Origin of the sequence: Streptomyces sp. NPDC046915 (assembly GCF_040644935.1) — a bacterium.
Lineage (GTDB): Bacteria > Actinomycetota > Actinomycetes > Streptomycetales > Streptomycetaceae > Streptomyces.
Map to the genome: position 1 here is coordinate 1 of NZ_JBEYXB010000043.1, position 25,566 is coordinate 25,566.

21 protein-coding genes and 3 pseudogenes are annotated in these 25,566 nt (G+C 66.1%); 10 read left to right on the forward strand and 14 right to left on the reverse strand.

Features of this window, described 5'->3' with window-relative positions; all coding sequences use genetic code 11:
• Window positions 1-95: 95 nt before the first annotated feature.
• Window positions 96-970 (reverse strand): annotated as a pseudogene (locus ABZ915_RS47340) (IS5 family transposase); the annotation flags it as partial.
• Between the two features lie 208 nt (window positions 971-1,178).
• On the opposite strand from ABZ915_RS47340, the gene ABZ915_RS47345 reads away from it, so the two are divergent.
• A complete protein-coding gene (locus ABZ915_RS47345) occupies window positions 1,179-2,612 on the forward strand; it encodes a hypothetical protein (protein WP_361817289.1) in 1,434 nt (477 codons plus the stop codon).
• A 43-nt stretch (window positions 2,613-2,655) separates the two neighbouring features.
• On the opposite strand, the gene ABZ915_RS47350 is transcribed toward ABZ915_RS47345, so the two are convergent.
• The 6 genes from ABZ915_RS47350 to ABZ915_RS47375 form a co-directional block, all read right to left on the reverse strand.
• Window positions 2,656-3,978 (reverse strand): ATP-binding protein, encoded by a 1,323-nt coding sequence (locus tag ABZ915_RS47350; protein WP_361817291.1) that lies wholly within the window; start codon window positions 3,976-3,978, stop codon window positions 2,656-2,658.
• 307 nt (window positions 3,979-4,285) lie between these two features.
• Entirely contained in the window at window positions 4,286-5,953 is a 1,668-nt protein-coding gene (locus ABZ915_RS47355; RefSeq protein WP_361817293.1) for a class I SAM-dependent DNA methyltransferase, read from the reverse strand.
• Complete coding sequence (locus tag ABZ915_RS47360) at window positions 5,862-7,064, reverse strand: hypothetical protein (protein WP_361817295.1); 1,203 nt, start codon at window positions 7,062-7,064, stop codon at window positions 5,862-5,864. The genes ABZ915_RS47355 and ABZ915_RS47360 overlap by 92 nt, the downstream gene beginning before the upstream one ends.
• Window positions 7,061-8,566, reverse strand: coding sequence for an N-6 DNA methylase (locus ABZ915_RS47365; RefSeq protein ID WP_361817297.1), 1,506 nt, complete (start codon window positions 8,564-8,566; stop codon window positions 7,061-7,063). The genes ABZ915_RS47360 and ABZ915_RS47365 overlap by 4 nt, the downstream gene beginning before the upstream one ends.
• Window positions 8,563-8,748 (reverse strand): hypothetical protein, encoded by a 186-nt coding sequence (locus tag ABZ915_RS47370; protein WP_361817299.1) that lies wholly within the window; start codon window positions 8,746-8,748, stop codon window positions 8,563-8,565. Before ABZ915_RS47370 ends, ABZ915_RS47365 begins: the two co-directional genes overlap by 4 nt.
• A gap of 456 nt (window positions 8,749-9,204) precedes the next feature.
• Window positions 9,205-10,095 (reverse strand): nucleoside triphosphate pyrophosphohydrolase family protein, encoded by an 891-nt coding sequence (locus tag ABZ915_RS47375; protein WP_361817301.1) that lies wholly within the window; start codon window positions 10,093-10,095, stop codon window positions 9,205-9,207.
• Between the two features lie 130 nt (window positions 10,096-10,225).
• Here ABZ915_RS47375 and ABZ915_RS47380 point away from each other — a divergent pair, with 130 nt between their 5' ends.
• From ABZ915_RS47380 to ABZ915_RS47395, 4 genes are read left to right on the forward strand one after another with little or no spacing between them, the layout of a single operon-like run.
• A complete protein-coding gene (locus tag ABZ915_RS47380) occupies window positions 10,226-10,477 on the forward strand; it encodes a phosphopantetheine-binding protein (RefSeq protein ID WP_361817303.1) in 252 nt (83 codons plus the stop codon).
• Entirely contained in the window at window positions 10,474-10,896 is a 423-nt protein-coding gene (locus ABZ915_RS47385; protein ID WP_361817305.1) for a helix-turn-helix domain-containing protein, read from the forward strand. The genes ABZ915_RS47380 and ABZ915_RS47385 overlap by 4 nt, the downstream gene beginning before the upstream one ends.
• Window positions 10,893-11,810 (forward strand): ImmA/IrrE family metallo-endopeptidase, encoded by a 918-nt coding sequence (locus ABZ915_RS47390; protein ID WP_361817307.1) that lies wholly within the window; start codon window positions 10,893-10,895, stop codon window positions 11,808-11,810. Before ABZ915_RS47385 ends, ABZ915_RS47390 begins: the two co-directional genes overlap by 4 nt.
• Window positions 11,811-11,863: 53 nt before the next feature.
• The gene (locus ABZ915_RS47395) at window positions 11,864-12,706 is read left to right on the forward strand and encodes a hypothetical protein (protein WP_361817309.1); all 843 of its coding nucleotides are present in this window, start codon (window positions 11,864-11,866) and stop codon (window positions 12,704-12,706) included.
• A gap of 24 nt (window positions 12,707-12,730) precedes the next feature.
• Here the strand turns inward: ABZ915_RS47395 and ABZ915_RS47400 are convergent, their stop codons facing one another.
• Window positions 12,731-13,747: a nucleotide kinase domain-containing protein gene (locus ABZ915_RS47400; RefSeq protein ID WP_361817312.1), complete on the reverse strand. Its 1,017-nt coding sequence runs from the start codon at window positions 13,745-13,747 to the stop codon at window positions 12,731-12,733.
• Between the two features lie 49 nt (window positions 13,748-13,796).
• Here ABZ915_RS47400 and ABZ915_RS47405 point away from each other — a divergent pair, with 49 nt between their 5' ends.
• The gene (locus tag ABZ915_RS47405) at window positions 13,797-14,087 is read left to right on the forward strand and encodes a hypothetical protein (protein ID WP_361817315.1); all 291 of its coding nucleotides are present in this window, start codon (window positions 13,797-13,799) and stop codon (window positions 14,085-14,087) included.
• 492 nt (window positions 14,088-14,579) lie between these two features.
• On the opposite strand, the gene ABZ915_RS47410 is transcribed toward ABZ915_RS47405, so the two are convergent.
• The 4 genes and pseudogenes from ABZ915_RS47410 to ABZ915_RS47425 all read right to left on the reverse strand — a co-directional run.
• Entirely contained in the window at window positions 14,580-14,954 is a 375-nt protein-coding gene (locus tag ABZ915_RS47410) for a hypothetical protein (RefSeq protein WP_361817318.1), read from the reverse strand.
• 617 nt (window positions 14,955-15,571) lie between these two features.
• On the reverse strand, window positions 15,572-16,198 hold the full coding sequence (locus ABZ915_RS47415; RefSeq protein ID WP_361817320.1) for a sigma-70 family RNA polymerase sigma factor: 627 nt from the start codon (window positions 16,196-16,198) through the stop codon (window positions 15,572-15,574).
• 238 nt (window positions 16,199-16,436) lie between these two features.
• A complete protein-coding gene (locus ABZ915_RS47420) occupies window positions 16,437-16,826 on the reverse strand; it encodes a hypothetical protein (RefSeq protein ID WP_361817322.1) in 390 nt (129 codons plus the stop codon).
• 639 nt (window positions 16,827-17,465) lie between these two features.
• Window positions 17,466-17,603: pseudogene (locus ABZ915_RS47425) on the reverse strand (IS5/IS1182 family transposase); the annotation flags it as partial.
• 263 nt (window positions 17,604-17,866) lie between these two features.
• Between ABZ915_RS47425 and ABZ915_RS47430 the strand changes: the two are divergent.
• Window positions 17,867-18,016 (forward strand): hypothetical protein, encoded by a 150-nt coding sequence (locus tag ABZ915_RS47430; protein WP_361817325.1) that lies wholly within the window; start codon window positions 17,867-17,869, stop codon window positions 18,014-18,016.
• A 417-nt stretch (window positions 18,017-18,433) separates the two neighbouring features.
• Window positions 18,434-18,739: pseudogene (locus ABZ915_RS47435) on the forward strand (DUF6192 family protein); the annotation flags it as partial.
• Here ABZ915_RS47435 and ABZ915_RS47440 read toward each other — a convergent pair.
• Entirely contained in the window at window positions 18,678-19,253 is a 576-nt protein-coding gene (locus ABZ915_RS47440; protein WP_361817328.1) for a hypothetical protein, read from the reverse strand. The pseudogene ABZ915_RS47435 and the gene ABZ915_RS47440 sit on opposite strands and share 62 nt — an antisense overlap.
• A gap of 287 nt (window positions 19,254-19,540) precedes the next feature.
• Window positions 19,541-20,818: a hypothetical protein gene (locus ABZ915_RS47445; RefSeq protein ID WP_361817331.1), complete on the reverse strand. Its 1,278-nt coding sequence runs from the start codon at window positions 20,816-20,818 to the stop codon at window positions 19,541-19,543.
• Between the two features lie 229 nt (window positions 20,819-21,047).
• Between ABZ915_RS47445 and ABZ915_RS47450 the strand changes: the two genes are divergently transcribed.
• Together ABZ915_RS47450 and ABZ915_RS47455 are read left to right on the forward strand one after the other, a co-directional pair.
• Window positions 21,048-21,920 carry a hypothetical protein gene (locus ABZ915_RS47450; RefSeq protein ID WP_361817333.1) on the forward strand — a complete coding sequence of 291 codons (873 nt, stop codon included), beginning with the start codon at window positions 21,048-21,050 and terminating at the stop codon, window positions 21,918-21,920.
• Window positions 21,905-25,441: a DEAD/DEAH box helicase gene (locus ABZ915_RS47455; RefSeq protein ID WP_361817336.1), complete on the forward strand. Its 3,537-nt coding sequence runs from the start codon at window positions 21,905-21,907 to the stop codon at window positions 25,439-25,441. Before ABZ915_RS47450 ends, ABZ915_RS47455 begins: the two co-directional genes overlap by 16 nt.
• The last annotated feature ends 125 nt before the right edge of the window (window positions 25,442-25,566 follow it).

A 25,566-nucleotide genomic window follows, 5' to 3' on the forward strand; every position in this document is an offset into this window, starting at 1 on the left:
CCCGGTGCCCGGAGACGGGCACGCCGGGTTCGGGAGGCGGCTCGGGGAAACCCACTGATGGAAACACCAGCAGGGCGCCCCGAGTCGACCTCACCGATGCCCCGCCAGGCCTTCAGCTTGTTGATCAGGCGCTCGACGGTGTTGCGTTCCTTATAGAGATCGACGTCGTGGCTGACGGGCCGGCCGCCTCTGGCGCCCTTCTTCTTCCGATTGGCGGCCTGGTCCTTCTTCTCGGGAATCACCGCTTTGATGTTGCGTCTGCGCAGGTAGGCGCGGTTTCCGCGGGATGAATAGGCCTTGTCCCCAGCGACCGCACCGGGCCTGGTGCGGGGACGGCCGACGGGCAGCCGGATTCGCACCCCTTGCAGGACGGGGATGAACTGCGGACTGTCGGCCGCCTGCCCCGCGGTCAGGACGAGCACGAGCGGGCGGCATCTGCGGTCCGAGACGAGATGGATTTTGCTGGTCAGGCCGCCCCGAGACCTGCCGAGCAGGGCCTGCTTCAGGCGGAGCCGGCGTCGGATGCGCCGCCGCCCGGCCTGTCCGTTCTGTTCCTGCGAACCGCCCCCTTTTGCCGGGCCTGCTCCTGCTCCCGCGCGGCCTCCTCCAGCACCTCCATGAGGTCATCACCTACCCGCATCCCCGCAGCGTCGTGGTGGGCACGCACGGTGGTGGAGTCCACGCTGACCAGCGACAGATCCATCCGGTCCATGCGGGCTGCCGCAGCGATCAGGCCTTCCAGCAGAGCGGAGAAGACACCGGCGTTGCGCCAGACCCGAAAACGCCCATAGACGGTGGCCCACGGCCCGAACTCGGCAGGCATCTCCCGCCACTGGCCACTGGACCGAAACCGCCAGATCACTCCCTCGAACTGCTCTCGCAGCCGCTCGGGATAGGGACCGTACTCACCGATCGGCAGGTACGGCTCAATGAACTTCCACTGATCGTCGGTGAGTTGCCTACGAGTCACAACCAACGTCCTACCGGATTCCACTGTCCGAAGGGGGCAGAACCCACCAGCTGATCACGACATCACACAGGCCCTAGCTGAGCCGGACCGGCGCCGAGGCCCCGGCCTTCAGGTCCGGGGCCTTCGTCTTGCCGACTGGCCTGTGAGTGCGTGTAAGCACTGGGATCCCGGGGCACTCCCCGTAACCTGCTCGGATATCTTCTGGCCCATGGCTTCCCGCACACACCCACCGCTTCCCGAGTCGGTCCGTCACGGTCTGCGGGCGATCATCTTCGATACGAACTCCTTTCCCCGCGGCGGGCTCGACTTGGACCTTCTGCGGGAGTGGGGGCAGCGAGCCTTGGAAGATGGGTTCGAGGTCTGGGTGCCGGAGCCGGTGCTGTGGGAACTCGCGGAACACGCCGCCGCATCATGGGAGGCTTGGCGGGCGAGTACGAACCGAGCCAGGAAGTCCATGCAAGCGGCTGGGCTGAGGATTCCCTCCTACGATCCGTACTCCTCGCGTGCGGAGGTGATGGCCGCCGTGGACGCATCTGTTCGAAGCCTTGCTCCGTCCGTCCGGATCATCGCCCTCGACGGTGATCTGGCAGTGGAGGCGCTCCGTGACCAGGTGCAGATACGCCCGCCCGCCAACAAGAAGAGTGACGTCAAGACGGGTGCCGCCGACAGCGCGTGGATCAGGCAGGTGCTGCGGGCCGCCGATAACGACATCGACTCCTTCGTGATCGTGGGTACGGACGCAGATGTCTACGACGCCTTCAGGGGCTGGAGCTTGCCGAAGCCGCACATGGTGCCTTTGCACGCGCTTCAGGGAACGCTCTTCGTCCTGGAGGCTCCGAGCGACGAGACCAAGGACGCCTTGGTACGGTTCCTCCAGGGCGTGGTGGGTCAGCCGCTGAAGGCGGGGCGCACTCCGGGTGAGGACCTGACTTTGGGCCAGGTGGGAGTTCTAACCGATCTTGTCGATGATTGGGATGACGACCAGATCCGCGATGTGGAGCTTGGCGATATCAGTGCCGTCGTGGGTATCAACGAGGTGAAGATCAGCCGTAGAGGACTGGCCACCGCGCAGGTGTTCCTCTTGGTCGATGCCGAGTACAGCGGCTGGCGGATCGACGAGGACGGAACCCTGCTGGCCCACTCATCGAACCTTCCGCAGATCCTTGTGCGGGACGTGCTCAGCTTCACCCTCAATGGCGGCGCGGTCGTCCGTGCCCGGTCCGAGACTGGTCAGGCCGCGGCGTCCCGAGCCGATAACCACGCCTACAGCGACCCGTCGGATGCGCTCTTCGAGCTCATCGACACCCTCAGGCTGATCCCGGGCGCTGAGGAAGATCTGGAACTGATGGCCGACGGTACCGGCTCCGCAACGTTCTCCAACGGCTTCGACCTCGCTCTGGAAGTGGAGCACGGCGGTGGAGATCCTCATTGGACAGCCACATTCACCTTGTCGAAAGAAGAGTGGTCGGCCACCCTCGAAGTGCGCTGCGAGTGGGATGCTCTCCGGGTCCCGTACGAGGATCCCGACATCTTTCCCGCATATGTACTCACGTCCGACGAGGCCTATGACCGGAATATCCCAGCCGAATGGGCACCGGCCGCCTGGGCCATCAACCACATGTGGCCCCCCGAACCCACGTGACCGCATGGGCGCTCACAGCCACGCTCGCTTCGGTCCAGCCGCGCTACGACTCCCAGCCTGTGAGCTGGTGGCGGAATCCGTCGTTGAGTCGGTCCGTCAGGATGTCCCCTTCAGGGGTCAGGATGTGCGGCTGATGGGCTCCCATGTCGGCCAACAGGTCCGATGCGAGAGCGCAGGCCACGACAACGGCTTCCCGTTTGTCGGTGACGATGGCGGCGAGGTCGCCTGTGGTCTGCGCAGGAGTGGCGGGGAGCGGTAGCACCGGGCCGCGTTGGAAGGCACTTTCGTTCACGACCAGTCGGACGAGCTTGTCACTGCCGTCGTAGCGGTGCAGTGCAGCTGACAGCATCAGGTCGCCGGCCGCTCCGGTCTCTGCTGCCCAGGCTGCGGCTGCTTGCACCAGGGTGACGAGGTCGAGTTCGAATGCGCGCTGGGACATCTGTTGGGGGCCGTCAGCGTCGCGCTGATCGTTGTGGAGGCTGATGGTCTGTGCGGCATAGAAGCTGCCGTCTTGATGGAGTTGGCCGGTGGGGAGGCCCTCGAAGCGGACTTGCCGACGGCCTACCAGCGGGGGGTGGTGGGGCCGCGCGTTGAGCGTCACGGCGTGACAGGCGAGGTCGTGGAAGCGGTTGAAGGCAGCGTCGCGATCGGCCCGGGTGGTCAAGGGATAGGTGCCGCGTACGGCCGGAACTGCGGCAAGGCTGACCCACCCCGGGTAGTAGGTCACCGGAGCCCTGCCGTCGTCCACGGTTCTGGTCAGATAGTCCGACAGGTAGCCACCGCCTGCGTCGGCGACTTGTCGCAGGCGGTCGACATCGTCGGAGGCTGCCTGGAAGCGGTCACGGTAGCGCTGGGCGATCTCGGATTCCGCGAGGGTGCGGGTCGTGGTGCCGTGCCGGACGTGGACGCGGAAGTTGTAGTCGTTACCCGGAGCCGCGACCGCGTGCGGGGCCTGGGTGCTCGAAGGCACGGTGAGCACCCAGTAGATCTTGCCCTCGTGGACAGTGGACTTCAACGGTCGCACCCCCACGTTGGGGACCACGGGCTGGATCCAGTTGGCGAGTACTGAGCGGATCCACTCCTCGCCGCGGCCTGGGACCGGCTCGGAGGGGGCCAGGTCGTGTGCGTGATCCTTCTTACCGTCGTCGACGCCGACGACAACCATGCCGCCGGCGGTGTTGGCCATGGCGGACACGTCCTTGGCGAGCTCCTTCTTCCCCGCGTCGGTGCCCTGGTAGAAGTCTTTCTTCCAGTCGAGGTCAACGCTCTCGGGTATCTGGCTGTCGACCGCGCGCTGCAGATCGTCCTCGGTGAGGTGATCGGGGTGTCGTCCCAGGGCGGCGGTGAGCCGGGTCGGCAGAGCCATCGGTACTCCAGAGTGTTCGCACATGCTGCTGACGACCGTCAGCTAGATCACGCTAAACGGGGTCACCGGGCCGTCACCACGTAATTCCGAAACGGGAGGGCAAGGCCGTGCGGCAGGGCTGTGGTCATGCCCCTGCCGCGTGCAGGCCGTGCGGTACGTCAGCACCCGGCCCGGACCCGCGCCGTAGGCCTTGCTCGGACACGGGCAGTACGCCCAGCATGTGATCAGCCTGCTGGACCGGGTAAGGGACCAGACCGACACCGGAGTCCTCGCGCTGATCGAGCGTCCGAGACTCCGCTGAAGGCCGTTACCTCCAGACATCAAGGTGCTGGCGGATCTCCTCTTCTATTTGATCTGCCTGATACAGGAGCCCGAGCAGTTCTCGACTCAGCACATCGACCCGGTCCTGGAGCGGCCCGCTATTACTGTCCTGGGCTAGTTCCCGCGTGGTCACGTAGCGGCTGGGTGTGAGGTTGTGCTGTTGCTCTCGGATCTCCTCGAGTGCTGCAGAGCGGCAGAATCCCGGCACATCGCGGTAATCCTCACTGCTGGGGTCAAGGCCGCGCCAGGCGTGATAGGTGCTCACGATTGCCCTCAGGTCATCGTCCGTCAGCACGCGGTGCGCACGATCGACCATCACGCCCATCGCGCGCGCATCGATGAATAGTGTCTCGCCCCGCCGGTCCGCCAGCCTGCGCGCGCCTTGTGGCGACTTGTCCTTGGTTAGAAACCAGGCGCACGCTGCAATCTGAGTGGTTCGAAAGAGCTGGGCGGGGAGCGCCACGATGCAGGCGACCAGGTCGTCTTCCACCATGGCCTTGCGGATCTCGTCCTCGCCCATCGATTTCGACGACATCGCCCCGTTCGCCAGTACGACCCCAGCGCTGCCCTGATCGCTGAGCTTGTGAACGATGTGCTGGAGCCAGGCGTAGTTCGCGTTACGGCGTGGCGGAACTCCGTACTGCCAGCGGGTGTCGACTTCGTTGCGTGCCCAGTCGGAGATGTTGAAAGGCGGATGAGCCAGGACAAAGTCGGCAGTAAGTGTTGGCAGAAGGTCGTGGCTGAGGGTGTCGGCACGTCCGAGTCCCGCCGGGACCATTCCGTGGATGTCCAGGTTCATCCGTGCTAGCCGCCAGGTGTGCTGGTTCACTTCCTGGCCGTAGTAGGCGAGATCGACGGTTGATCGTCCCCCACGTACTTGCACGAACCTTGCGGCCTGCACCAGAAGTCCGCCGGAGCCGCAGCACGGGTCGTATACGCGTCCCTGCTGAGGCTGGAGCATCTCGACGAGTAGCCGGGCGACGCTCCGTGGTGTGTAAAATTCCCCGCCCTTCTTCCCTTCCACCCGGGCAAACTCGGGCAGGAGCTCGTAGTACATCGTGCTCAGGTACTCGTATAGCTCGCCCATGACGTCTCGCGGAGCGCGCTGCCCTCCTGCGGTGGCCAGGTCTTCCCCGAAGAGCGCGAAGAGTTCTATGACTCGCTGGCGGTCCAGACGGCCGATGAGGCCGGTGGCGGAGGGGAAGACATCAGTGAGGTCGCGATTGCTGCGCATCAACGCCACGATGGCCTCGTTCAAGACCGTGACGGCGTCGGTGTCGGAGTCTTTGATCTGCTGAGTGAGGGTGTCCCACCGAGCGACTGGTGGAATCCATCGCAGGCCTTCCGCGGCGTAAACAACGGGGTCATCCGCGTCGCCCACGCCCTGTTCATTGAGCTGTTGCCGCGCCTGCTCGAACTCAATGGACAGGAAGCGCAGGTAGAGCAGTGTAAGGATGGTGCTCTTATACTCCGACGCGTCCATGGCGCCGCGTAGTTTGTCCGCGGCCGTCCAGAACAGGTCCAGCGTTGCCGTTGGCTTCCTTCTGCGAGGGGGCACGGTCCTACCTTTCCCCATCCATCCGTCCGGCCATTTCAGAGGCGACCAGTCCTTCGAGCGCTCGATTCTCCGCCAACGCGGTGTGGGCGCGGTCATGGAGCGGTGCCGCGATCTCGGCGAACCGCTTCCGCACCGTCGTGGACGGCCATGACACGGGCAATCGGGAAAATGCCCTCCGGCTCATCGCACGCGCTTGTTCGCCTTGCGCCGCGGCGACAAGCTCCTGGCTTCTGGAGCGCAGGTCGTGCAGCAGCCACATCCGGTCCGGCTCGCCACCGGCACGGATCGCCAGCGTTCCGCGGCCGGGGATCACGGAGATCGTGGACATCACCGTCTTCACCTCGCCGGGGCGCGGCGCGACCAGCAGCGTCCCGGGATCACATGCCGCGCCGGGAGATGCCCAGCTGGTCTCCGCTGTCCGGTCCAGCTGTACCGACCTGCTGTTGAGGACCTCTCTCGGCGCTACCCACGCGATCAATACCGCGCCGTCGACGACGCCAGCGGCTGACCGGGCAATGGGAGATCCGCCGATTACTCGGCCCACATCGGCGATCGTGAGTCCTGGCTGGTAGGCATGCCGGTTTTCCTGTGCGTAGCGGGCGAAATACGCGTCCGCAAGTTCTGTTGCTCGCGCCGCGATCTGCGTGTTCAGCTCCATGCGCCGCTCTATGAGCCTCATAGTGTGCAGGAGCCGTGCACGCAGATGGGTCGCCGGCAGCGAAACGGTCACTTGTTTGAGGTCGGACAGGGGCAGGGTCGCGTGCTCCGCGTTCGCCGAGCGCGCGCGAAGAAGCCCGCGGGTTTGTGGTGTTCTCAGCCACCAGCGGATCCATGTGCTGATGCCATTGGCCAGTCCGTCCGGCGTGAACCGGATGACGGCGACCGACCTGGCGACGTTCCAGCCTTGGTGTTGCCGAGTGGCGACTGCTGTGTCCCCGACCCTACCTACCAGCACGACGAGGAGGTCGCCGGCCTGAAGGGAGGTGCGCGGGTGTCGGCGGTTTACGTCTAGGGAGATGCGCGCGAGGTTGGTTTCGTCCACGGCCGCATCAACGATGTCGCCAGCCCGGACCATGGGTACTCCCTCGGGGTCGGGCTGCGGTCGCACGACGCCGTACGCCACAAATTCGACTCCCGGCACGTTGCACAACTCGTAGGTGCGCCACCTCGAGGCCTCGATCTTGCGCTCCTCTTCTGTACGGTTCATTCCTCTCCCAGCGTCCCCGGTTCGCTCTGCGGTTGGCGGCGCCGTCGCGCACTGTCCGCTTCGCGCTCGGGCAGGGCCTTCTTCAGGTCCGCCACGGCCGGCTGTACTTCCAGCACACGCCGTAGCTTGAGATTGATGCGTGCAGCGTGCCTGAAGTGCTCGTAGAGCACTTCCCTCGGATGGCGCTCGTCTTGCTCGCCGAGCGCTGGCTCCGTTGTTTCAGACGGCGCATTGACGTAGCTGCTCGGGCTCAGGTCGTATCCGCGCTGCACGATGTCGTCCTGACGCGCCGCGCGGCACCAGCTCACCGCCTCGAGTATGTCTTCGCCCTTCGCAGAACCAATGCCGCGCCAGGCCGCAAAGATGCGGCAGAGGTGATCAATGTGCTCATCCTTAAGATGACGCCCCAATCGGTCCGTGGAGGTGCCCAACCTCCGCGCATCAACAAAGAGGATTTCACCGGCCCTGGAACTCCGGCCCCAACTGCCATGGGGCTTCTTATCCTTGCTGAACAACCACAGCGTCGTACCTGTTCGGGTGTGCGGAAAGAGCCGGGTGGGCAGCGACACCACCCCGGCGACCAGGTCGTTCTCCACCAAGGCCTGACGGATGCGCGTCTCGGCAACGTTCGTGCTCCTCGCTGCACTGTCCGGCAACAAGACAACTGCCCGCCCTTGCGGTGAGAGTTCACTCAGGATGTGCTGGACCCAGGCGAAGTTGGCGTTTCCCCTAGGGGGAAGGCCGAAGCTCCAGCGGGGGTCTTCCGTCAACTCCTGATGTCCCCACTCCTTCATGTTCAAGGGCACGTTGGCCAAGACAACATCGGCCGACAGGCCAGTGGGCCCCAGACGCAGACTGTCCACTGCGCTGACTCCGAGGTCCGGAGTGAGCGCATTCAGTGTCAGGTTCATTGCTGCTGCACGGCGTGCCTCGGGCCGGATGTCTCTGCCGTGGAGCCGCAACTCACCAACTCCAGCTCCCTGTCCCGCCCACCGCGCGGCGGCAATCAGCAGCCTTCCACAACCGCAGACCGGATCCAGGACGCATTCCCCGGCTTGAGGCGCGGCCAGGCCGACGAACAGGCGAGCCAGGCTCTGCGGCGTGTAGTAGTCGCTCCCTTTTGCATATCGAGACGAATACCGGTCGAGGCACGCATCGAACAGGCCGCTGGGGCTCTCCAGCCGGTCGACTTCCGCGATCAAACCAGCGAGGGCCTGATCAGCTTCCCCGAACAGTTGGCGGGTCTTGGCAGCGCTATCAGTCCCCAGATTGAAGGCACGGTCGAGACCTAGGCCCGCGCACGCCTTGCTCAGGGCCGGTTCCGCCTGCCCGGAGTGCCTTACAAGGCCCATCCAGAGCGAGGCCGACCGGCACCGCAGGTAGATCACCTGAAGTGCAAACTGGTGGGCGATGGCCGGAGAAGTGAGGTCAGCGAGGGCGTCGAGCCGACGCCACACATGCCTGAAGGCAAGAAGGCCGTGATCCTCATCCTGCATCGTCATGACGGCTTCAGCCAGGCGACGGTCATCAGGCCCACCACCATGGCGCCCCCGAACGCCGATCCCCCGTATTTGACCGCCCCGACCAGCTGCCCCTCGTCGGCGTACTCGATGATCCCAGCCAACAGCCCGACAATCACCGCAGCCAGGACAACCAACGCCAACAGCAGCTTCTTGTGCCGCACGTCGCAACCCCTCTCACTTCAGGAGTATCTGACGGACCCTCCGTCGATGTTGAACGTAGCCAGTGACGGGCTCCGATGTCGCGCAGCATGAGATTTTGCTTTTTGCCTCAGCGCCCGTATCGCACGGCGCCGGACAGCGACAGACTTGCTGCGAGGCGACCGCCTGACTGGTCGCTGCCAGCATTCCCCCTGTTCGACGCCCCTGTACGCCGACGCTGCATGCTCCATCTCAGCAAAGCCGGACAGGAAGAACGCCAGAGCGCAGCACACTGTGGTCCGAACTGACCTCCACAGCCCACTACGTCCGATCGCGTTGCCAGGCGTAGTGACGTGGGAGCGCGGATCGGGGCAGGCCCGACCAGGCCTGGCCTGGTCTTCATGGGCTGCCTGGCACAACGAGCGGCTCCTTGTCTTCAACTGGTGCGCCCAGCGGACCATCTGCCGAACGTCTACTGCTCAGGGCTCGATGAAGGTCAGTGTCTGAGCGTCGAGGTCCAGCTGGAGGCGGCCGCCGCCATGCTTGCGTAGCTGCCGCCAGGCGGCATAGCCGGTCATGATGGCTTTCTCCCAGTCGGCGGCGCGCAGCACGCTGACTTCGAGGTGGGCGGTCATGTGGTCGATGGTGATGAGCAGTTCGTGGTCGACGTGGTGGACGTTTTCGAAGTGGTGGTGGCGGCTGGCGTAGGAGAAGACCAGGGCGCTGAGGCCTTCCTCGATGGCGATGGCGCGGCCGCCGTCTTCGGCTTCGTCGATGCCGGGGCGGCTGCGGCGTTTGCAGCCTAGGAGGAAGCGGCTGACGGGTGACCAGCCCAGGACGGCGGCGTGGGCGAGGTGGAAGGCGTCGTGGAAGCGGTAGTCGTCCTCGATGTGGCTGGCGCTGGTGAGGGGGTCGCCGGCCGGAGTGCCGTCTTCGCGGGTGAGGGTGATGGCGGTGCGGCCGTCGGACCTTGGGGTGGGGGTGAAGGTGACGGTGGTGTGGCGGGGCAGTTGTTCGTGGGGTGGGTAGTCGGCGTCGAAGCGGGGGCGTTGGTCGTCGGGGGTGGCGCGCCAGCGGTCTTTGGTCTTCTCCAGGCTGGCGGCGGCGATGTCCTCGAGATCGAGGCCGAGGCGGTGGGCGAGGGTGGCGGTGTACCACAGGACGTCGCCGAGCTCCTCGCGCAGTTGCTGTTTGGACGGACCGGCGTCGGCGCCGTCGCGCAGGCGTTTTTTGTAGGTGGTGGCCACCGAGCCGGTCTCCCCGACGAGTCCGAGCAGGGGTATCAGGACCGGGTCGATGCCTTCGGCGGCGGGCTGCAGGGTCTTGAGGGCTGCTTGCTGATAGCGGGCCAGGTGCACGCACACTCCCATGAAGGATCTTCCAACACGTCTGTCGGATTTTCCGACATCGCTCTACAGTAGGTCAGGCCGGGGCGCTTGTCCCGGAGTTGAGCGAAAGGGCCAGCAGCAGAGCATGCCGTCGCACAGCGTCCAGGAGATCGTGGACATCGTGATCGATTTCCTGGCTGAACACCAGGACAGGCCAAGCCGGGACGTGTACGAGGAACTGGCCGCCCGGGGACAGGATTTGCCGGTCGACTCGGTGCTGATCATGGAGATACTGGCGCGCATCGAGCAGCACTTCGAGGTCTCCGTCGCGGCCGACGCCGAGGCTGGACGTTCCCTGCGTTCGGTGTGGGCGTTCGCCGAGACCGTGTACGACACCATGCAGGCGAAGGAGCACGAGCAATGAATGGCAAGGCGCCGTCCCCCATCGATACCGAAACCGACCAGCGAACCCGGCTGGGTCAGCGGCTGAAGGCCACCCGCGAGTACCTGGGACTGTCCCAGCAGCAGGTCGCTGAGCGCACCGGCATCGTCCGTTCGGCGGTCAGCGACATTGAGCGCGGTGTGCGCAAGGTGGAGGTGATGGAGTTGCAGAAGTTCGCCCGCTTGTACCGGCTGCCGGCGTCCTACTTCCTTGACGAGGAGGAGGCAGCCGACGCCGGGGAACACGCGCTCGCCGGGCTACCGCGGACCGCACGGCCGCTGAGCGAGGGCGACCGCATCGAGGTGGCGAAGTTCATCCAGTACCTGCAGGCCCGCCGCCAGGCGGAGGAAGAGGAGGCAGGCGGTTTGCGCCCGCCTCATGGCTCGGAGGGCGGTGCGTGAGCTGGAACGCTGCCCACGGCGCCGCGATGATCGCGGCCGCGCAGGCTCACGAGGCGCTCGCCGTCGCCGTCGACGACTACGTCGACGTGTTCGGCGCGCTGCGCCGAGCAGGCGTGGAGGTCATGGGGCAGAAGCTGGGCGGCCTGCTGGGGCTGTACATCGACGGCAGCCAGGGCGTTCCGGGATGCCTGGTCAACACCGGTCTGGAGGAGGTGAGCATGCGGCACACGGCCGCTCACGAACTGGGCCACCACCGCATGGGCCACGGCACCAGCATCGATCACCAGGAGCAGTCGTCGGGCCGGTGGGGCGAGGGATGGCCGCAGCATGAGCGGGCGGCCGAGGCCTTCGCCTCGTGGTTCCTGATGCCCCGCCCCGCCGCCCGCGTCGCCCTGGCCCGCTGCGGCCTCGCGCGGCCCGAGTCCCCGCTGGACGTGTACCGGATGGCCCGCTGGCTGGGCGCCCCGTACGCCACCACCGTGCGCCATATGGTGCGGCAGAAGATGATCGACCGGTCCACCGAGGCCGTGTGGCTGAAGCACTCCCCCGGCGTCCTTAAGGCGGAACTCGCCGGTGGCCTGCCGCTCGGACCGCAGGCGCACATCCACGTACTCACGCCCGCCGCGCACGCCGCCACCCTGCATGTGACCGCTGGCGACTGCCTGCTGCTCACCGTCCCGGGGGCGCGCTACGACCAGTTGCCCGCAGGCTTGACCAGCACCCCGCCGGACACGGCCGGCCAGCTCTCGTTCTTGGACTCGGTACCCGCACCGGAACAGGGCCGCGCGGCGTGGGTGACGCAGGAACTGGCCGCGGACAGCACCGTGACGGCCACCACCGACAGCGCTGAAGTGTTCCGCGTGATCTTGCGGCGTACTCCTGGCCGTGAAGGGGCCGACCGCTTCTGGGTCTGACGGCCCGTACCACCGCACGGCGCCCACCGACCCTCCGATCAAGGAGCGAGCCGATGCACACGTTCACCGTCGACGCCCCGGACCTCTCCCGTGCATGGCTGGAAGCCTGCACCCGCCTGTCCGAGATACCGGGCAAGAAGGCCTTCCACACCGTGGTGCGCATCGCCAATCCCCTGCGGGAAGACCCACATCTGCGCGCCGAACTGGACCGGCTGCGCTCTGCCCGCACCAAGCCGCCGCTCTACCCCATCGACACGGTCGTCAACACGCTCTTCCCCGCCCAGCTCGCCGCCACCTGCACCACCCACGACGAACTCACCGACCGCTACCGCACCTTCTATCCGCGGCTGCGCGACGTCAGGCGCAACGCCCACGGCACCTACTTCGGACGGCTCATCGCCTACCCGGGCACCGCCGAGAAGCCGGAACCGGTCGACCAGCTCGCCCGCATCATCCGTCGCCTGGACAAGCTGCGCTCCTCGGCGAAATGGAGCGCCGTCTACGAGGCCGGCACCGACCATGTCACGGACGACGACGAAGACTGGGATGAAGAACCGCCGCAGACCACGGCGGGCACCGAGGCCGTGATCAGGGCCGCGGCCCTGGACACCCAGACGCTGGACTTCCCCTGCCTGAGCCACTGCTCCTTCCAGCTCGACAGCGCCACCGACACCGTGCACCTGGCCGCCTACTACCGCAGCCACTACATGTTCGACCGCGCCTACGGCAACTACCTCGCCCTGGGACACCTGTGCGCCTGGGTCGCCCGCCACGCCCAGCTCACACCGGGAACACTGACCGTCATGGCCGGATGCGCCCGCCTGGACTGCACCAAGTCCGAACTCGGCGCCCTCCAACACTCCCTCACCACACCGCTGTTCGGCCTTGGCGCCTGATCCAACACAGCGAGCACCCGACGTCTAATTCAGGCCCCACTTGGGCGGGAACCAGGCCCGCAGCGGTGCCCCGTCCTGCCGGTAGGACTGCTTGATACGGCTACGACCACTGATACCGGCGACGTCCGGGTGGGCCACCCGCGCATACTTGTCGACCTCGCAGAACAGGTTCTGGCAGTCGATCAGCTGCAGGGGCCGTCGTCCCTTCAACCCGGCGAAGGGCAGCCGCAGGCGGGTGAAATGCTCCTGCTGGGAGTCGGCCATGTAGCGGATGACGTCGGCCTCGATGCCGTCAGCGGCAGGACCGAAGCACTTGCGGATGCCATCACGCGCACCAGGGCCTGGCACAACGAAGTCCATCTCCGAAAATCCAAGGTGCGGCGCGTAGTTGAGATCGATGACGAACTGATAGGCGAGGAACGGGCCGAGCGCCGGGTAGCCGAGGAGCACCTCGTAGGCCTCGCGCATCGTGGCCGCCCCAACGACACGCTCGGGCGCGCCGGAGGTCATCATCATCTCCAGCAGCCGCAAGTGGTTGCGGTGCTTGCGCCCCTCCCCCAACTGCGGCGGGGGCACGATGTAGGCGGCCGAATACAAGCGCTCCCCCTTGGCGAACGCGGCTGACAGCACCCCGTCGTAGACCCGGTAGTCGTAGGTCTCCCAGCGCACCTCCCCCACCTCGCGGGACAACAGCTGCCACGTGGACTTCTTGTTGAAGATCTTGAACAGCAGCGTGCGGAAGAACACGTCCTCCCACTCCTGCGGCCCCTGATAGATCACGTCGCTGATCACAGCCTGACTGACCCGGTCGGCGGCGCGGTAGCAGTTAGTGAACCGGTGCCCAGCCAGAATCGGATCATCAGTCCACGGCTGAGCCCGCCCGGCCAGACGAGCCTCATACACAGCTTGCCGGGCCGAGGCGAAACGCCAGTAGGTGTCGAACACCGGCGTCGGCCGCAGGTCCCGCCCCCCTATCCGCACCGGCGCCGGCACCGAGCCGTCTCGCGGAGGAACCTGACGGTCTTGCAGCAGCGTCACCATGAGCGGCAATATATATTCGGTATATGTCGCCTGTCACCGAGGGAGAGCTATGGAGTTGCTGCACCAGCAGCGACGACGCCAGACCTCGGTTCTCTGGCCCGAGGATGTCGACCGCAGGCTGAACATCCTGGTCCGCGCAGCCGCGGCAGCCGGTGAACGCACCTCCCGCGCAGAACTCCTGGCCGCCCTCGTCGCCGCCGCAGACACCGAGCCAGAGCAGGTAGCCGCTCTGCTGCACCACTACCGTCGCCTGCCAGCCGACGCACTCACCGGCGACCAAGACAGAAACGACCTGCCCGCCGTACGTACACCAGGCCCACGCCGCGTCGCCTCCACATAACGAAGCCCCGCACCCCGGCGCAACCCGAACACCGACTGGCCCCAGCCCCAAGCCCGCCGGCCATGCCCCGGCCCCAAAAGCAGGCGGCTCGTCCAAGCACCGACGCATACCAACGATCACCAGAAATGCACCGCGCGCGGTGCAGATGACACGACCTGATCACCACGGCCGCTACCTGACAAACTCGCAGATCAGAACCCCAGCTCACGCCAACGCCCACGCTTGCCTCAGCTACCGGGGCGCCAGCGCCGCCTGACCACAGCCACACACCAAACTGATCAGCCCAGGCAAGAACACCCGCCTTTGATCAGAAATACCGCTCCTGGACAAGAAGGCGCTGCGGGAACTGGGAGTGGAGTGGGCGTAGCGATGTGGGCGTCCGTCGGGCTTCGGTCCGGGCGGGATGAGAGGGCGCCCGCCATGTGGCGAACGCCCTCTCCGTATCTGAGGAGCGGCAGGGACGGCTACGTGTAGCGGTCCCGGCGAGGGCCGCTACACGTAGCGGTCCATGGGCTCCGCAACGTACGTGCCGTCGGGCAGCTCCACGTCGGTGAGCTCGAACCGTTCCGGGCCGCGGCCGGCGTCGCGGGTGACGACGGTGCCCGGGCGGCGGGTCGTGACGTGCAGGACCGGGTTCCCGTCCGCGTCCACGCTGTTGAGCAGGGTGTACCGGCGCAGCGTGTTCCGCCGCCGCTTGACATACCAGCCGACGACGGCGAGCACGATCACGACGGCGAGGCCGCCGACAAACTCCGGAACCGCATCACGGAAGATCGTGACCGCGATCTCGGTGACATCGAGGCGCTCGTCGAGGGCCGCCCTCGCCCAGTGCGGCTCAGCGTCGCTCAGGGCGGTGTAAGAGGGCATGCTCTTCATGGAACCGGTCCTCCGGATCGCAGTTCCCGCCGCCCGTGGTACGGCAGCCGTGTCGGGCGGTCGGTACGGGTGCACCCGGTGTGCTCCCGTACCGACACCAGTCGGGACGGGACCCGAAGCGTTTGCTCCGGACCCCGGCCCGACGGTGTTCTCCGACCAACATCTACGAAAGGCTGGGCGGTTGTTCTTCCTAAGGTCGAGGCTCCCCCCGAGAGTCCCGGCCCGAGTGGTGCTTACCGCCGGGGGACTTCGCCCCTTGTGGGCTGGGTCGCATTGACGACGGCCGCCATCGCCCAGGCCAACCTCAGGGGCGCCGGGCAAACTGCCGGCTCCCGGTCAGTACGAGAGCGGCCCCTGGTCAGGGCAAGCTTCAGCGGCACCATGGCAATGAGGATGACATCCAAGATCCGGGAGATCCTGTATCCGATTAGACCGACGATCGTTCGCATCGCCAGGCCCCAGTCCTTGCTACTGGACACCTGCTACTCCTTCACGGGTTCCGAGTGTGCGTGTGGAGTGCGCTGCTGCCACGCAGCCCACCCTCGGTGTGCACGGACTGCCTGTGCAGGACAGGCCGTGCACCCGAGGGAAGGGGTGCCTGACGCTGTTCAGGCGAGGCCGAGCTCCTCACGCAGCGGCCGCAGCTTCCGGCCGGCCCTCCAGACGGCGTTGCGCACAGCCCCGTCCGAGATCCCGAGGTGCTCGGCCGCCTGCGGTGAGGTGAACCCGTCGAACGTGACGAGCGAGAGCGCGACCAGCTCGCTGGGCTTCAACTTGTCGGCGAACAAGCGGCGGTAGGCGTCGATGACGAGCTTGTTCTGCACAGTCGTCTCGACGGGGTCCTCGTCGAACGTGACGACATAGCCCGCTACCGGCTGGGGCGCTTCTTCCAGGACCCAGTGATGATCCCCGACGAGGACCTCCCTGGCGCGCTGCTTGGCGAGCTTGCTGAAGAAGCTCTTCACCGCATTGTTGAACGTCGCCCAGGCATAGTCGGAGACCTCGTACTCCACCGGCCCGTTCTGAAGTTTGTGGTGCAGGCCGGTAAAGGCCTTGTCCGACACATCGCCCTCGTGGAACTCGCCGATCTTGATGATGACGTGACGGCGGTACGAGGGCTCGTTGTCCCTGATCACCGCCCACTGCGGCAGAGACTCCTGCGGCAGGTCCGCCATCGGGCAGAGGCCGTCCAGGTAACTCGCGCGCTGCCCCGGAATCAGCCAGGGGTTCTTCATGAGTGGTCCTCACTGGAGTCGAATCGTTCGCTACGGACCACTCGCTGCGCCTCGCCGTCCCCTTCAGTGGTCCCGCAGCAGTTCCAGTCACGGACGAGCTCGAACCGTTTGCCCCCTAGCATGTGACCTGCATCACAACTTGCCGTACTGGGTGGGGAGCGCTGCCCGAAGCCACGGGGAGCGGTGTGGCGGGGAGTGCGACGCTCCCCGCCACACCGGGGGTTCAGGACAGCAAGGCCTACCTGGCGCTCCCACGTCGGCTTATGGAAGGAATCACGTCCTTGACGTTGATCTCCCCCGCCAGCTGGCCGATGGCTGCTCCCTGGACGACCGGCGTCCAGCGCGCCAGGAGTTCCATCAACGCCGGGACACTCTCGGCGTACACCGTCTCGTAGAACGAGGAGGTAGAGACGTTGACGAGGAACATCGGCCCCGGCCCGCTGTCCGTCCCCCGGTAGATCTCCAGCGCGAGAGGGGTCGCGTCCTGCTCCGGAAATCTGGTCCAGGACAAGTAGCCCGCTGCCTTCGCCTCTGCTTCCCAGTCGTCCAGATGTCGATGTGGTTCGAGCGGATCCTGCCCCTGCTGCCATTCGCCGCTCACGGTGAAGATCCAAATCCTTTTGTCCATGTAACCAACCGTGCCTCAAGGCCCGGACAGCCGTGGGCTGTTCAAGGAAGCGCCGACAGTCGTAGCGATGGGGGTGCCGTGTTGGACCGGGTCGCTGTGTAGCGGGAGGCGGCCTGCACGCTCAGCCCGAACAGCATGCAGATCATCTTCACGTCACCGTCGGCCGCCTGGACTTCGTCGAGGATGCGGTCATCGCGCAGCAGGCCGCTGGAGGCGAGGTACTGCCGGTACAGCCAGGGCCGGCTGACGGGCGCAGTGGACAGGGCAGTGCGGCTGGTGACGAAGAGGTGAGGGTTGGCGGTGCGCGGCCAGCGCTGGCCTCGGTGGGTGAGGTAGGCGGCCAGGCGTACACGGGACCGGTGCCCCGAGACGGATCGTGCGGCCGGGCACGTACAGGCGGTCCGAATCGAGGTCGCGGGCGTCGTGCAGGGTGAGGTGGCGGATTTCGGCGGCGCGCAGAGCGTGGAAGGCGAGCAGGGCGGTGATGGCGGCCCGGGCCGGGTCCGGGTGGTTGAGGGCCTGGCGGATCGGGGCGGTGTCGGCCGGCAGAGGGATGGTCTGGGAGGGAGCGCCGACGCGACCGTCGGATTCCCAGAGTGGCCGGTAGCGGCGAGGATCTTCTTGCGGTTACGGACCGTGTCTGCGTAGGTAAGTCCAATACGCGCGGGAGCCGTACGCCTTGTCGGCGCACACATTGTCCGGCCGGGTGCGCAACCGTCCCGGGCCGGGCCTGGGCACGCGGACACGACCCAGGAGGACCTGGACCTGCGGGGAGTCATCCCGCTACCCGGCCGTGGTCACCAGCGACAAGTCCGCCGCGTGAGCGTCCGAGCCCATGGTCGGCGGGCAGTGAAGACCCGGCGAGGAGCAACCCTACTCATTGGTCACACATAGGTAACAAGCTAACAAATTGCCACCGAGAGGCGCCTTCTAGCGAGAAACTCCCTGTGAAAGGACCAACTGAGGCACGGCTTGGGCTTAATTTATTTAGTTAACCTAAGCAATTCTACACTCTGTCAAAGCGGGAAGGGATTAATTCGATGCGCAAAAGCTGGATGCGAATCATTCGCGAGGCACTCCAAAGTGGCGACGGGACGCTGCGCCTCGTGTTCTTGATGGGCGCGGGGGTCGCATGCAGCGCCGCACTGGTTGGCCTGCTCGCCGCTGCGAAGCTCGTCGGGCTGCTCTAGGCGGCGAACTTGCATCACGACCTGATGTAGTAATTACGTTATCTGCCCGTGACCTGCGGGCCCCATCGTCAGCCTGAAGCGCCCCGCCACTTTCCCCCAGGCGAGGAAGTTGCCCATGTTCTTGAGGGTCGTGGCGTGGGCGTCGGCCATGATTCGGCGTTGTTCCTCGGTGCTTCAGGACCGGAAGCAACTGCGGACCACCGGTGCTCGCTTCGACGGTCCGTGAGGATGCCCAGCCGCCCGGAGTCGGTCAACCGGGTCAACGACTCCGGGCAGCGCTCTCAGCGGCCGTACGGTCACCCGCACCGCCCTCGTACCACAGGTCGCTGACTGCGACTGCTGGCCCGACACAGCCCTCGGTATCTTCGACTGAGACGAGAAAGCCCCGGCCAGCGTGCTGACCGGGACTGAACCCGCATGGGGCGTGATTGTGAAGGGCGGTCGCCTACGCGGCGAAGGGCTCTGCAGGGCTTCAGCCGCACGATCGGCGCGACGCGGGTCGTCGGCCAGCGGATCGACCGGCCGGTCACGGTGGATGAGAAGGTCCAAGCCGTGGCCGACCTGACCCGGGACGATGAGGTCGCCGCACAGGTCGCCGCAGACCTGCTGAAGCGGACGGCGGTCACCGAGCACATCACCCCGGCCGAAAGGGTCCGGGTCGTCACGGAGCTGACCAGGGACGACGCCGTCGCCCAGCAGGTGACCACCGACCTGCCGCGCCGCCTGTCGCAGGGTGTCCGACCCACGCCTGATGGTGGGACGCGACGTGCAGTCCCTCGCGCAGGCGACCTCGTAGGACGCCGACGCGTGTTCTGCCCTCCAGCACCTGCAGACCTGTGTCGGACGGGTCCAAGAGCCGTCGGGCAATCAGGATCGGTGGGCGCAGCCACGTCCCGTGCTCTTCCCAGTGCCGGCCCACCTCGGGGCGGCGAATTTTGACCCAGTGCACCGGGTTCTCGGCGTAGATCTCGATACAGCCGGCATCGGACGCTCCGGTCGGCATCTCGTTGAAATCCGCGGCCGGGATCGTCTCGAGCCGCCACCTGACCTCGCGCAAGTCGATGCCGCCGTAGTCGTAGACGAAGGCGGCGTTGTCGCCGTGGTCGAAGAGGAACTGTTCGAGGACGTCGTCCGGCCAGTGCAGCGATGCCAGTGCAGGGTGGGCACGGAAGCGGTCGTAGCTGAGGCCGCCGTCTTCACGGCGAGCCATCAGCGGGCTGAGGTCGCTCAACTTCATGCCGCAAGGTGTACCGCAGATTCTGGGCGATGTTCCTCCTGCTCCGGTTCAACCGGTGCTGAGTGACGTGACGTTGAGATGGGCGGGCGTCGGATCGGCACTCCGGTGCGATGCCATGGGCCCGAGCAGCAGCGGCATCGCACTGGAGTGCGTGTAGGCCCTGGGGTCGTGGACCGCTCCCCCCTCTCTTTAGCTATGGGGTGGCCGGGAGGGGTTCTGTGAAGCGGTCCAATCAGGCGTGGAGCGCCCGCACGAGTCGGGCGTGGCTCTTGGCGCAGCGGGCTTTGTCAGATCGTCGGCTGGCCTGTCTCATCCCACATTCTCAGAATGGGAGCGATGGTGTGAGCCACCGCATACTCGACGTCCTGCGGGTCAGAGCAGGTCGTCTGCCCGTTCGGGCCACGAGTGACCATAGACATCTGTCCCGCCCGGCGGCCATCACGGGTCGCAGCGTAGACGGTGAGCGCCTCCAGCCGGTCCAGGCGGTCACGTGCCGGGAAGAACAGGGTGCCCAGTTCCTCCTCTTTGCCTGTGGGTTTGGCGAACCATGACTCCGACGTCACGACGATGCCGTCGGCCTTCATTGCCTTCACCTGGTTCGCGAGCTTCTCGAAGGAGAGGATCTTCGTGCCCTGGCTGTCGAAGACGAGAGTGCCGAGCTGCACGATCTTGTCTCCTCGGTACAGGAAGGCGAAGGTCTGGTGGCAGCCGTCCTTCTCCATCAGCAGCCGAGCGTTGGCCATGTGCCAGGGCACGGCGTCGATCGGGTCGCCGGAGTGCAGCTCGGGCCGCTTCCCGTAGCGCTCGTGCGCCCGCTTGGTGCCGGCCTCATCGCGTTCGATGGTCAAGTTGTAGGAGTCGATCTGAACGCCCTTGAGCACGTCGAAGTGGGCTTCCAGGTCGTCCATGGCGATAAGCATGCAATGCGGCATGGTGCCTGACGCCTTGAGGTCCGCCGTCACGCATTCCTCGTCACGCACCGAGAGGTCGCATATCTGCACACCGGCTGCCTTGTGCCCCTCCGCGAGCAGCGCCGCGAGTTGCGCGTACACCTCGCCCGTCGCGTCCAGCAGCTCCCACTCGGGCAGCCCCGCATCCACCCAGCGGCGCCGCACGGTCACAGTGCCGCCCGGGGGTCGGTACCGGCGTACTACGTCGTTCAGGATCTCGCGGACCGTCATCCTGGGCGGGAACTTCGCTGAGGTGCCCAGAACACGCTGCAGCCAGTCCCGCTGCCACACGATCTGCAACTCGCTGTGCAGCTCCAGATCGGCTTCTTTCGTGATGCGGTTGCGGGACTTGACGACCCACCGCATGATCTGGTTGCTGCCCGACTGCTGTTGGAACCGCGAATACCAGTCGTCGAAGCCTGCGAGTTCCTTCTTCTGTTTCTGCAGCAGCCATGTCACGTTCCGGAGGTTAGGGACCAGTGCATTCAGCATGATCCTGAACCCGTGCGGATCGAAGTACTCCTCGTGCAGCCGGTGCCACTGAGCGTGGCAGTCCATCAGGCGCCGATGAGCGCCAGGCATCGGACACCGCTGCGCGGCTTCTTCCGCAGTCATGCACTGATGTTAGGCGGAGCGCCTTTCGGATATGACGGCATTTTGCATCGCACTGGTGCGCGTAGGCCCTGGGATCCACGACCGCTTCCCCGACTGCCGATGGCGTTCTCGATCGAGCAGTGAAAGGGAAGTAGGAGCGTCCCACCAGTAGGTAGGGTGATCCGGCCGACTGTGTCTTCGCCTTCAGGGGCTGGGCTTGGCACCGGGGCAGCGGTAAGGGGGAAAGGCAGTGCGGATTCCTGCACGGCAAGCGATGGAACGGGTCGAAGCGGTCGGCGGCCGGCTGGTTGACCTGACGCGACGTGATCCACGCGGCCGGGGCCAAGTGTGCCCTTGGGACCTCGTGACAACCATCGGGCAGGAATCTGAGGATCGGGCAGCAGCTGCTTGGATCATCGCCGACGAGATCATGCTCGCGCGTACCGACTTGGACACCGAGGCCTACGAGCTGTGGCGCGAGGCCACCTTGGCGGACAAGAAGCTCGTAGGCAAGGAGCGGGACCACGTCCTGTTGTATGCCGCTCCGGTCTTCGAGGCCAATGACCGCACCGGGGTGACGGGCTATATAGGTGAGTGGCTTTGGTATCTCTCCACACGGGACCTCCTGCCTGAAGCCGGGCGAAGCGTAGAGATCCTCGATCCTCCTTCGTCGACCGTGACGGACAGCGGTCCGGACGGGTTGATCATCTACCGCGTGCCGGGTAGTGACTTGGGGTTTGTGTTCCGTTTGTGGGAGGTGAAGAAGTTCACCGGAACTGCGGCCAAGCCGGCTGACATCATCCGCGGTGCCTGGCAGCAGCTGAACAACAACGGTGGCAAGTATCTGGGCCAGATGTCCTGGGGAGGTCGGCAGCTCGCTGCGGACACCCGGACGTTCGTCAGCTCACTGGCGCGACAGTGGACGTACTCGCTGGAGTCGTGCAACGGCGGGGTCAGTCTGGCCCTGAACGCTGCGGACGCTCCGGATACGGCATTCGAACGATCCCATACACACTTCACCACCCACACCCACGCCGGGGCGCTGCAAGGCCTGGTGGTAGCAGTCGATGACCTTGAAGATTTCGCCGATGACGTGAGGGAGTACGCGTGGAGCGCACTCTAGATCCGGATGTGCTCGCAGCGGCGCTTGGCGAGTACCGGGCGGGCGGGGTACTCCCGAGGCCGGAAGACCTGCTGGCGAAGATGACCGAGATGGAGGTCGCTGCGTTTCGTGGCGACAGAGACATCACGGACGAGACGCTCGGCACCGCGTGGTATCTGCACGGGCTGGCTGCGCTCGACCCCGACGTGCCTGGGTTCGACGCGGGCCGTATCCGGCAGGCGTTTGCTGTCAGCGCGCACCTGATGGACCTCGCACTGGGTGACAGCCGGCGATCGCCCTCCGACAGGCTCCAGATCGCTTTCGCCTCTCAGGCTGGATACCGCCGCAGTGAACAGGACCCGAACGCCACCGCGGTCTACCGGCAGGTGCGTGAGCTGGTAGACGTCACGAGCGCGCTCCGCGATCACATCGGCACCCTAGCGGTGGAGGCCGGCGTGGTCTTTCTCGGCTTCGATCGGCCGGCGCTTTGGCGAGCACTGCGGATATGGCGGCAACAGTTCAGGGAGCTGCGGCAGTTGACGCGCCGCGAGTCGCTGAGGGGCACCATGTATGGGCCTGCCGAGGCGGTCGTGGGGGCGATCCACCGGCTGTACCAGTTCCTGGCGTTCGGGGATCAGCAGGATCTCGCAGCCTCGCAAGGCCTGCTTGAAGACGTGGTGCATGAGCGGGCAGGCCGCGGTGACAAGCTGGCACGGTGGGTGGCCGCGCATCTCCTCGACCTGAGCGGCGAGATGGCGGCCAGCAGCCTGTACGCGCTGCTACCTCCAGGGACCCCACCGGCAGTAGCCCGAAGCTTCGCGCTGTCGAACCCTCCGGTGATGACCCTGTGGCCTCCTCAGCGCCAAATGCTCAAGCTTCAGCGGGGAAACCCTGTCGACCCGGTGACGCCCCGCAGCCTGATCAGCGTGCCGACCAGCGCGGGCAAGACGCTGATGGCTCAGCTGGTCATCTGCTCGCACCTGGCCCAGCGGCCCGGGCGGGTCGTGTACGTCTCGCCCATGCGCAGCCTCGGGCGGGAAATGCGAGCTGCGCTGCGGAGCCGGCTGCGGCTGCTGGAGCGGCGCTTGGCTGCGGAGCAGCCGGACTTCCCGCTCTTCCCCGAGCGGGAGCAGGTAGGCGCGGACGTGGCCATCGTGACGCCGGAACGGCTCATGCACATGATCCGAAGTGACCCCGCGGCCACGCTGGAGGACGTCGGACTCATCGTGGTGGATGAAGCTCACCATCTAGCCCGGGACCCGCGCGGCTTCGTCCTCGAGAGTTTGCTCGCGCTTCTGCGGGCGAGTACGAGCGATGTCAGGCTGGTGCTGTTGTCTGCTGCGGTCGGCAACCGGGGCGACATCGCCTCGTGGCTTGACCCGGAGCGTCCGGCGAGCGAGGTCTACTTCACCGATACCTGGCGGGGGCCCCGGCGGTTGCACGGTCTTCTCTACCCGGAGCTGATCAAGGCGGAAGCTGGGCTGGAGCGCCGCTCGCCGAGCGCCAAGCAGCCCTCCCGTTGGGTCGCCACCGTGCCAGTCGAAGCCCGCCTGGCTGTCCGGCCGACGGCCGCTTCCAAGGTCGCACTCCTGACAACGGGCGAGGTGGGTAAGCGACGGTTTGCCTCCGCCTATCAGAACGGATGGAACGCCCGGACCCGGCTGTCCGGGGGCATTGCGGACTATAAGGTTTTCGCGGCCGGCGCTGCACGTCTTACTGCTGCTGGCAGCGTCCTAATGGTCGTCGGAACCAAGAGGGAGGCTCGCAACACCGCCCTCGCCATAGCCGAACACATCGGAGACCGGCCCGAAGCCGCCGTGCTGTCCGAGTACCTGGAAGACACCCTAGGGCCGGAACACCCATTGGTTCGCTGCACTCGTCGCGGCGTCGCGTACCACCACGGGGACCTCCCTGACGACGTCCTCCAAGCCATTGAAGACGCTCTGCGGAACGACGAGCTCGTAGCAATCGCCAGCACCAGCACCCTCACCGACGGCGTCAACCTGCCCGTGCGTACAGTCATCATTCACAGCAAGGTGGAGGGAGACCACCTCTCCTACGAGAACCAGCGCAGTCTGACTCCTGCCGAGCTCGTCAACGCGATCGGCAGGGCAGGGCGTGCCGGGCGGGAGAGCGAGGGGTGGATCCTTCTAACCCGGCCCTACCCGCCTCGGCCAGCCGAATTCGACACTTTGAGCCCGGACATGGAGCAGCTAAAGGTCGTCTCTGCACTGCTCGCCGACGAGGCGCTGGCTGGGCTCGCTGAAGCCGAAGAGAAGCTACGCAGGGAGGCTGACGGTGTCTTTGCCCTGGCGGACAGCCTTGCCGCAGACTTTGCCGCCTTCGTCTGGCTTATCCTCCAGACGCAGGCCACAACACAGGTCTTGGACCGGGAACCCCTCAGCGCAGTCCGGTCTCTGTTCGCAATGGCTCAGACTGAGCATCGGCAGGTGACCGACCGGTGGCTCGATCTCGCAGTGCGGGTAGCAGATGTGCATGAAGCCACTGACCCCGAGCAGGCCGGCCGCTGGTCGAGCACCGGCACCAGCCTCGGGTCGGCTCGCCGGTTGGACCAGCTCGCCCAAGACCTGGCTGGCCAGCTCGCCCAGCAGTCAACCGGCGACGGCATTCTGACGCGAGAGGGGATGTGGCTCATCGAGCCGGAGGAATGGCCACTGGATCGCACCCTCACCTTCCTCGCCGGGCAGCACGTCTTCGAGCGTCTTCTCGAACTGCCCGAGGCCGCCGGTACCTGGCGTTTCACCACCAGAGAGACCAAGGGGGCCCCCATCTATGTCCCCCTTGCCGCCGCCATCGAGAGCTGGATCGGCGGCAACGGGATCCCTGACCTGGCCCGCTCATGGCTGCCCGACCTCCCAGCCGAATGGGCGCTCGAGCAGACGGTGCGCAACATCAGCAGCGGCTTCGAACATGCCCTGAGCTGGGTCACCGGCGCCCTCATCAACCTGGTCAACGCCAGCCCCCTGCTGCCTCCCACCGCGCCCAGGCTCAACACCTACACGGCATGGCACATCCGGCACGGAGTCGACACCGAGCAGGCCCTGACACTTCTCACTTCAGGCATCACCTCCCGTCACCTGGCCCATCTCGCCGGCCGGGAGGCCGCCGACCAGAGGTGCCGACCAGCAGAACTTCGCTCGTGGCTGGCGGAGCAGCACATCGACGGGTGGATCAATCGATACCAGGCGAATCACTATGAGATCGAGGACCTCCTCGACTACGTCCGCTCCCCCTCAAACCTGGTCAAAATGCTGCTCGACGACCGCACCGTGACCATCCCTCTTGTCCGGCTGGTGCCCGGCGCCGATGACGGGCCGGTCGCGGTCGCCCGCCCCAGCGCGACGAACCCGCTGATCCGAGTCGGCCGCCGACCGCGACGCCTGGGCACCGTGCCCGCTGACCGGCACCTTGACGTGCTCGCGATGCTCGACAGCGGACTCGATCTGGTCCACCGCCTCCAGGACGGCCAACTCGTCACCACCCGGCGCAGCCACGGCAATGAAGGGCCACCAGCGTCTTGACTCACTACGGGCCCCGTACCGCCCGACCATCAACCAGTCTCGGCGTCGTGACCCCGTGCACGGACCGGCCAAGCCGACGGTAAGGTAAGGTCCCGGCTCCGCGATGTGCTCTTCGCCCCATCGGG

Bases quoted from the DNA above. Each gene is read 5' to 3' on its own strand.
- ABZ915_RS47395 (WP_361817309.1), top strand. From the start codon at position 11,864: ATGCACACGTTCACCGTCGACGCCCCGGACCTCTCCCGTGCATGGCTG.
- ABZ915_RS47360 (WP_361817295.1), bottom strand. From the start codon at position 7,064: ATGAACCGTACAGAAGAGGAGCGCAAGATCGAGGCCTCGAGGTGGCGC.
- ABZ915_RS47410 (WP_361817318.1), bottom strand. From the start codon at position 14,954: ATGCCCTCTTACACCGCCCTGAGCGACGCTGAGCCGCACTGGGCGAGG.
- ABZ915_RS47405 (WP_361817315.1), top strand. From the start codon at position 13,797: ATGGAGTTGCTGCACCAGCAGCGACGACGCCAGACCTCGGTTCTCTGG.
- ABZ915_RS47420 (WP_361817322.1), bottom strand. From the start codon at position 16,826: ATGGACAAAAGGATTTGGATCTTCACCGTGAGCGGCGAATGGCAGCAG.
- ABZ915_RS47415 (WP_361817320.1), bottom strand. From the start codon at position 16,198: ATGAAGAACCCCTGGCTGATTCCGGGGCAGCGCGCGAGTTACCTGGAC.
- ABZ915_RS47345 (WP_361817289.1), top strand. From the start codon at position 1,179: ATGGCTTCCCGCACACACCCACCGCTTCCCGAGTCGGTCCGTCACGGT.
- ABZ915_RS47350 (WP_361817291.1), bottom strand. From the start codon at position 3,978: ATGGCTCTGCCGACCCGGCTCACCGCCGCCCTGGGACGACACCCCGAT.
- ABZ915_RS47385 (WP_361817305.1), top strand. From the start codon at position 10,474: ATGAATGGCAAGGCGCCGTCCCCCATCGATACCGAAACCGACCAGCGA.
- ABZ915_RS47445 (WP_361817331.1), bottom strand. From the start codon at position 20,818: ATGACTGCGGAAGAAGCCGCGCAGCGGTGTCCGATGCCTGGCGCTCAT.
- ABZ915_RS47400 (WP_361817312.1), bottom strand. From the start codon at position 13,747: ATGGTGACGCTGCTGCAAGACCGTCAGGTTCCTCCGCGAGACGGCTCG.
- ABZ915_RS47375 (WP_361817301.1), bottom strand. From the start codon at position 10,095: ATGGGAGTGTGCGTGCACCTGGCCCGCTATCAGCAAGCAGCCCTCAAG.
- ABZ915_RS47355 (WP_361817293.1), bottom strand. From the start codon at position 5,953: ATGACCGCGCCCACACCGCGTTGGCGGAGAATCGAGCGCTCGAAGGAC.
- ABZ915_RS47440 (WP_361817328.1), bottom strand. From the start codon at position 19,253: ATGAAGTTGAGCGACCTCAGCCCGCTGATGGCTCGCCGTGAAGACGGC.
- ABZ915_RS47430 (WP_361817325.1), top strand. From the start codon at position 17,867: ATGCGCAAAAGCTGGATGCGAATCATTCGCGAGGCACTCCAAAGTGGC.
- ABZ915_RS47365 (WP_361817297.1), bottom strand. From the start codon at position 8,566: ATGACGATGCAGGATGAGGATCACGGCCTTCTTGCCTTCAGGCATGTG.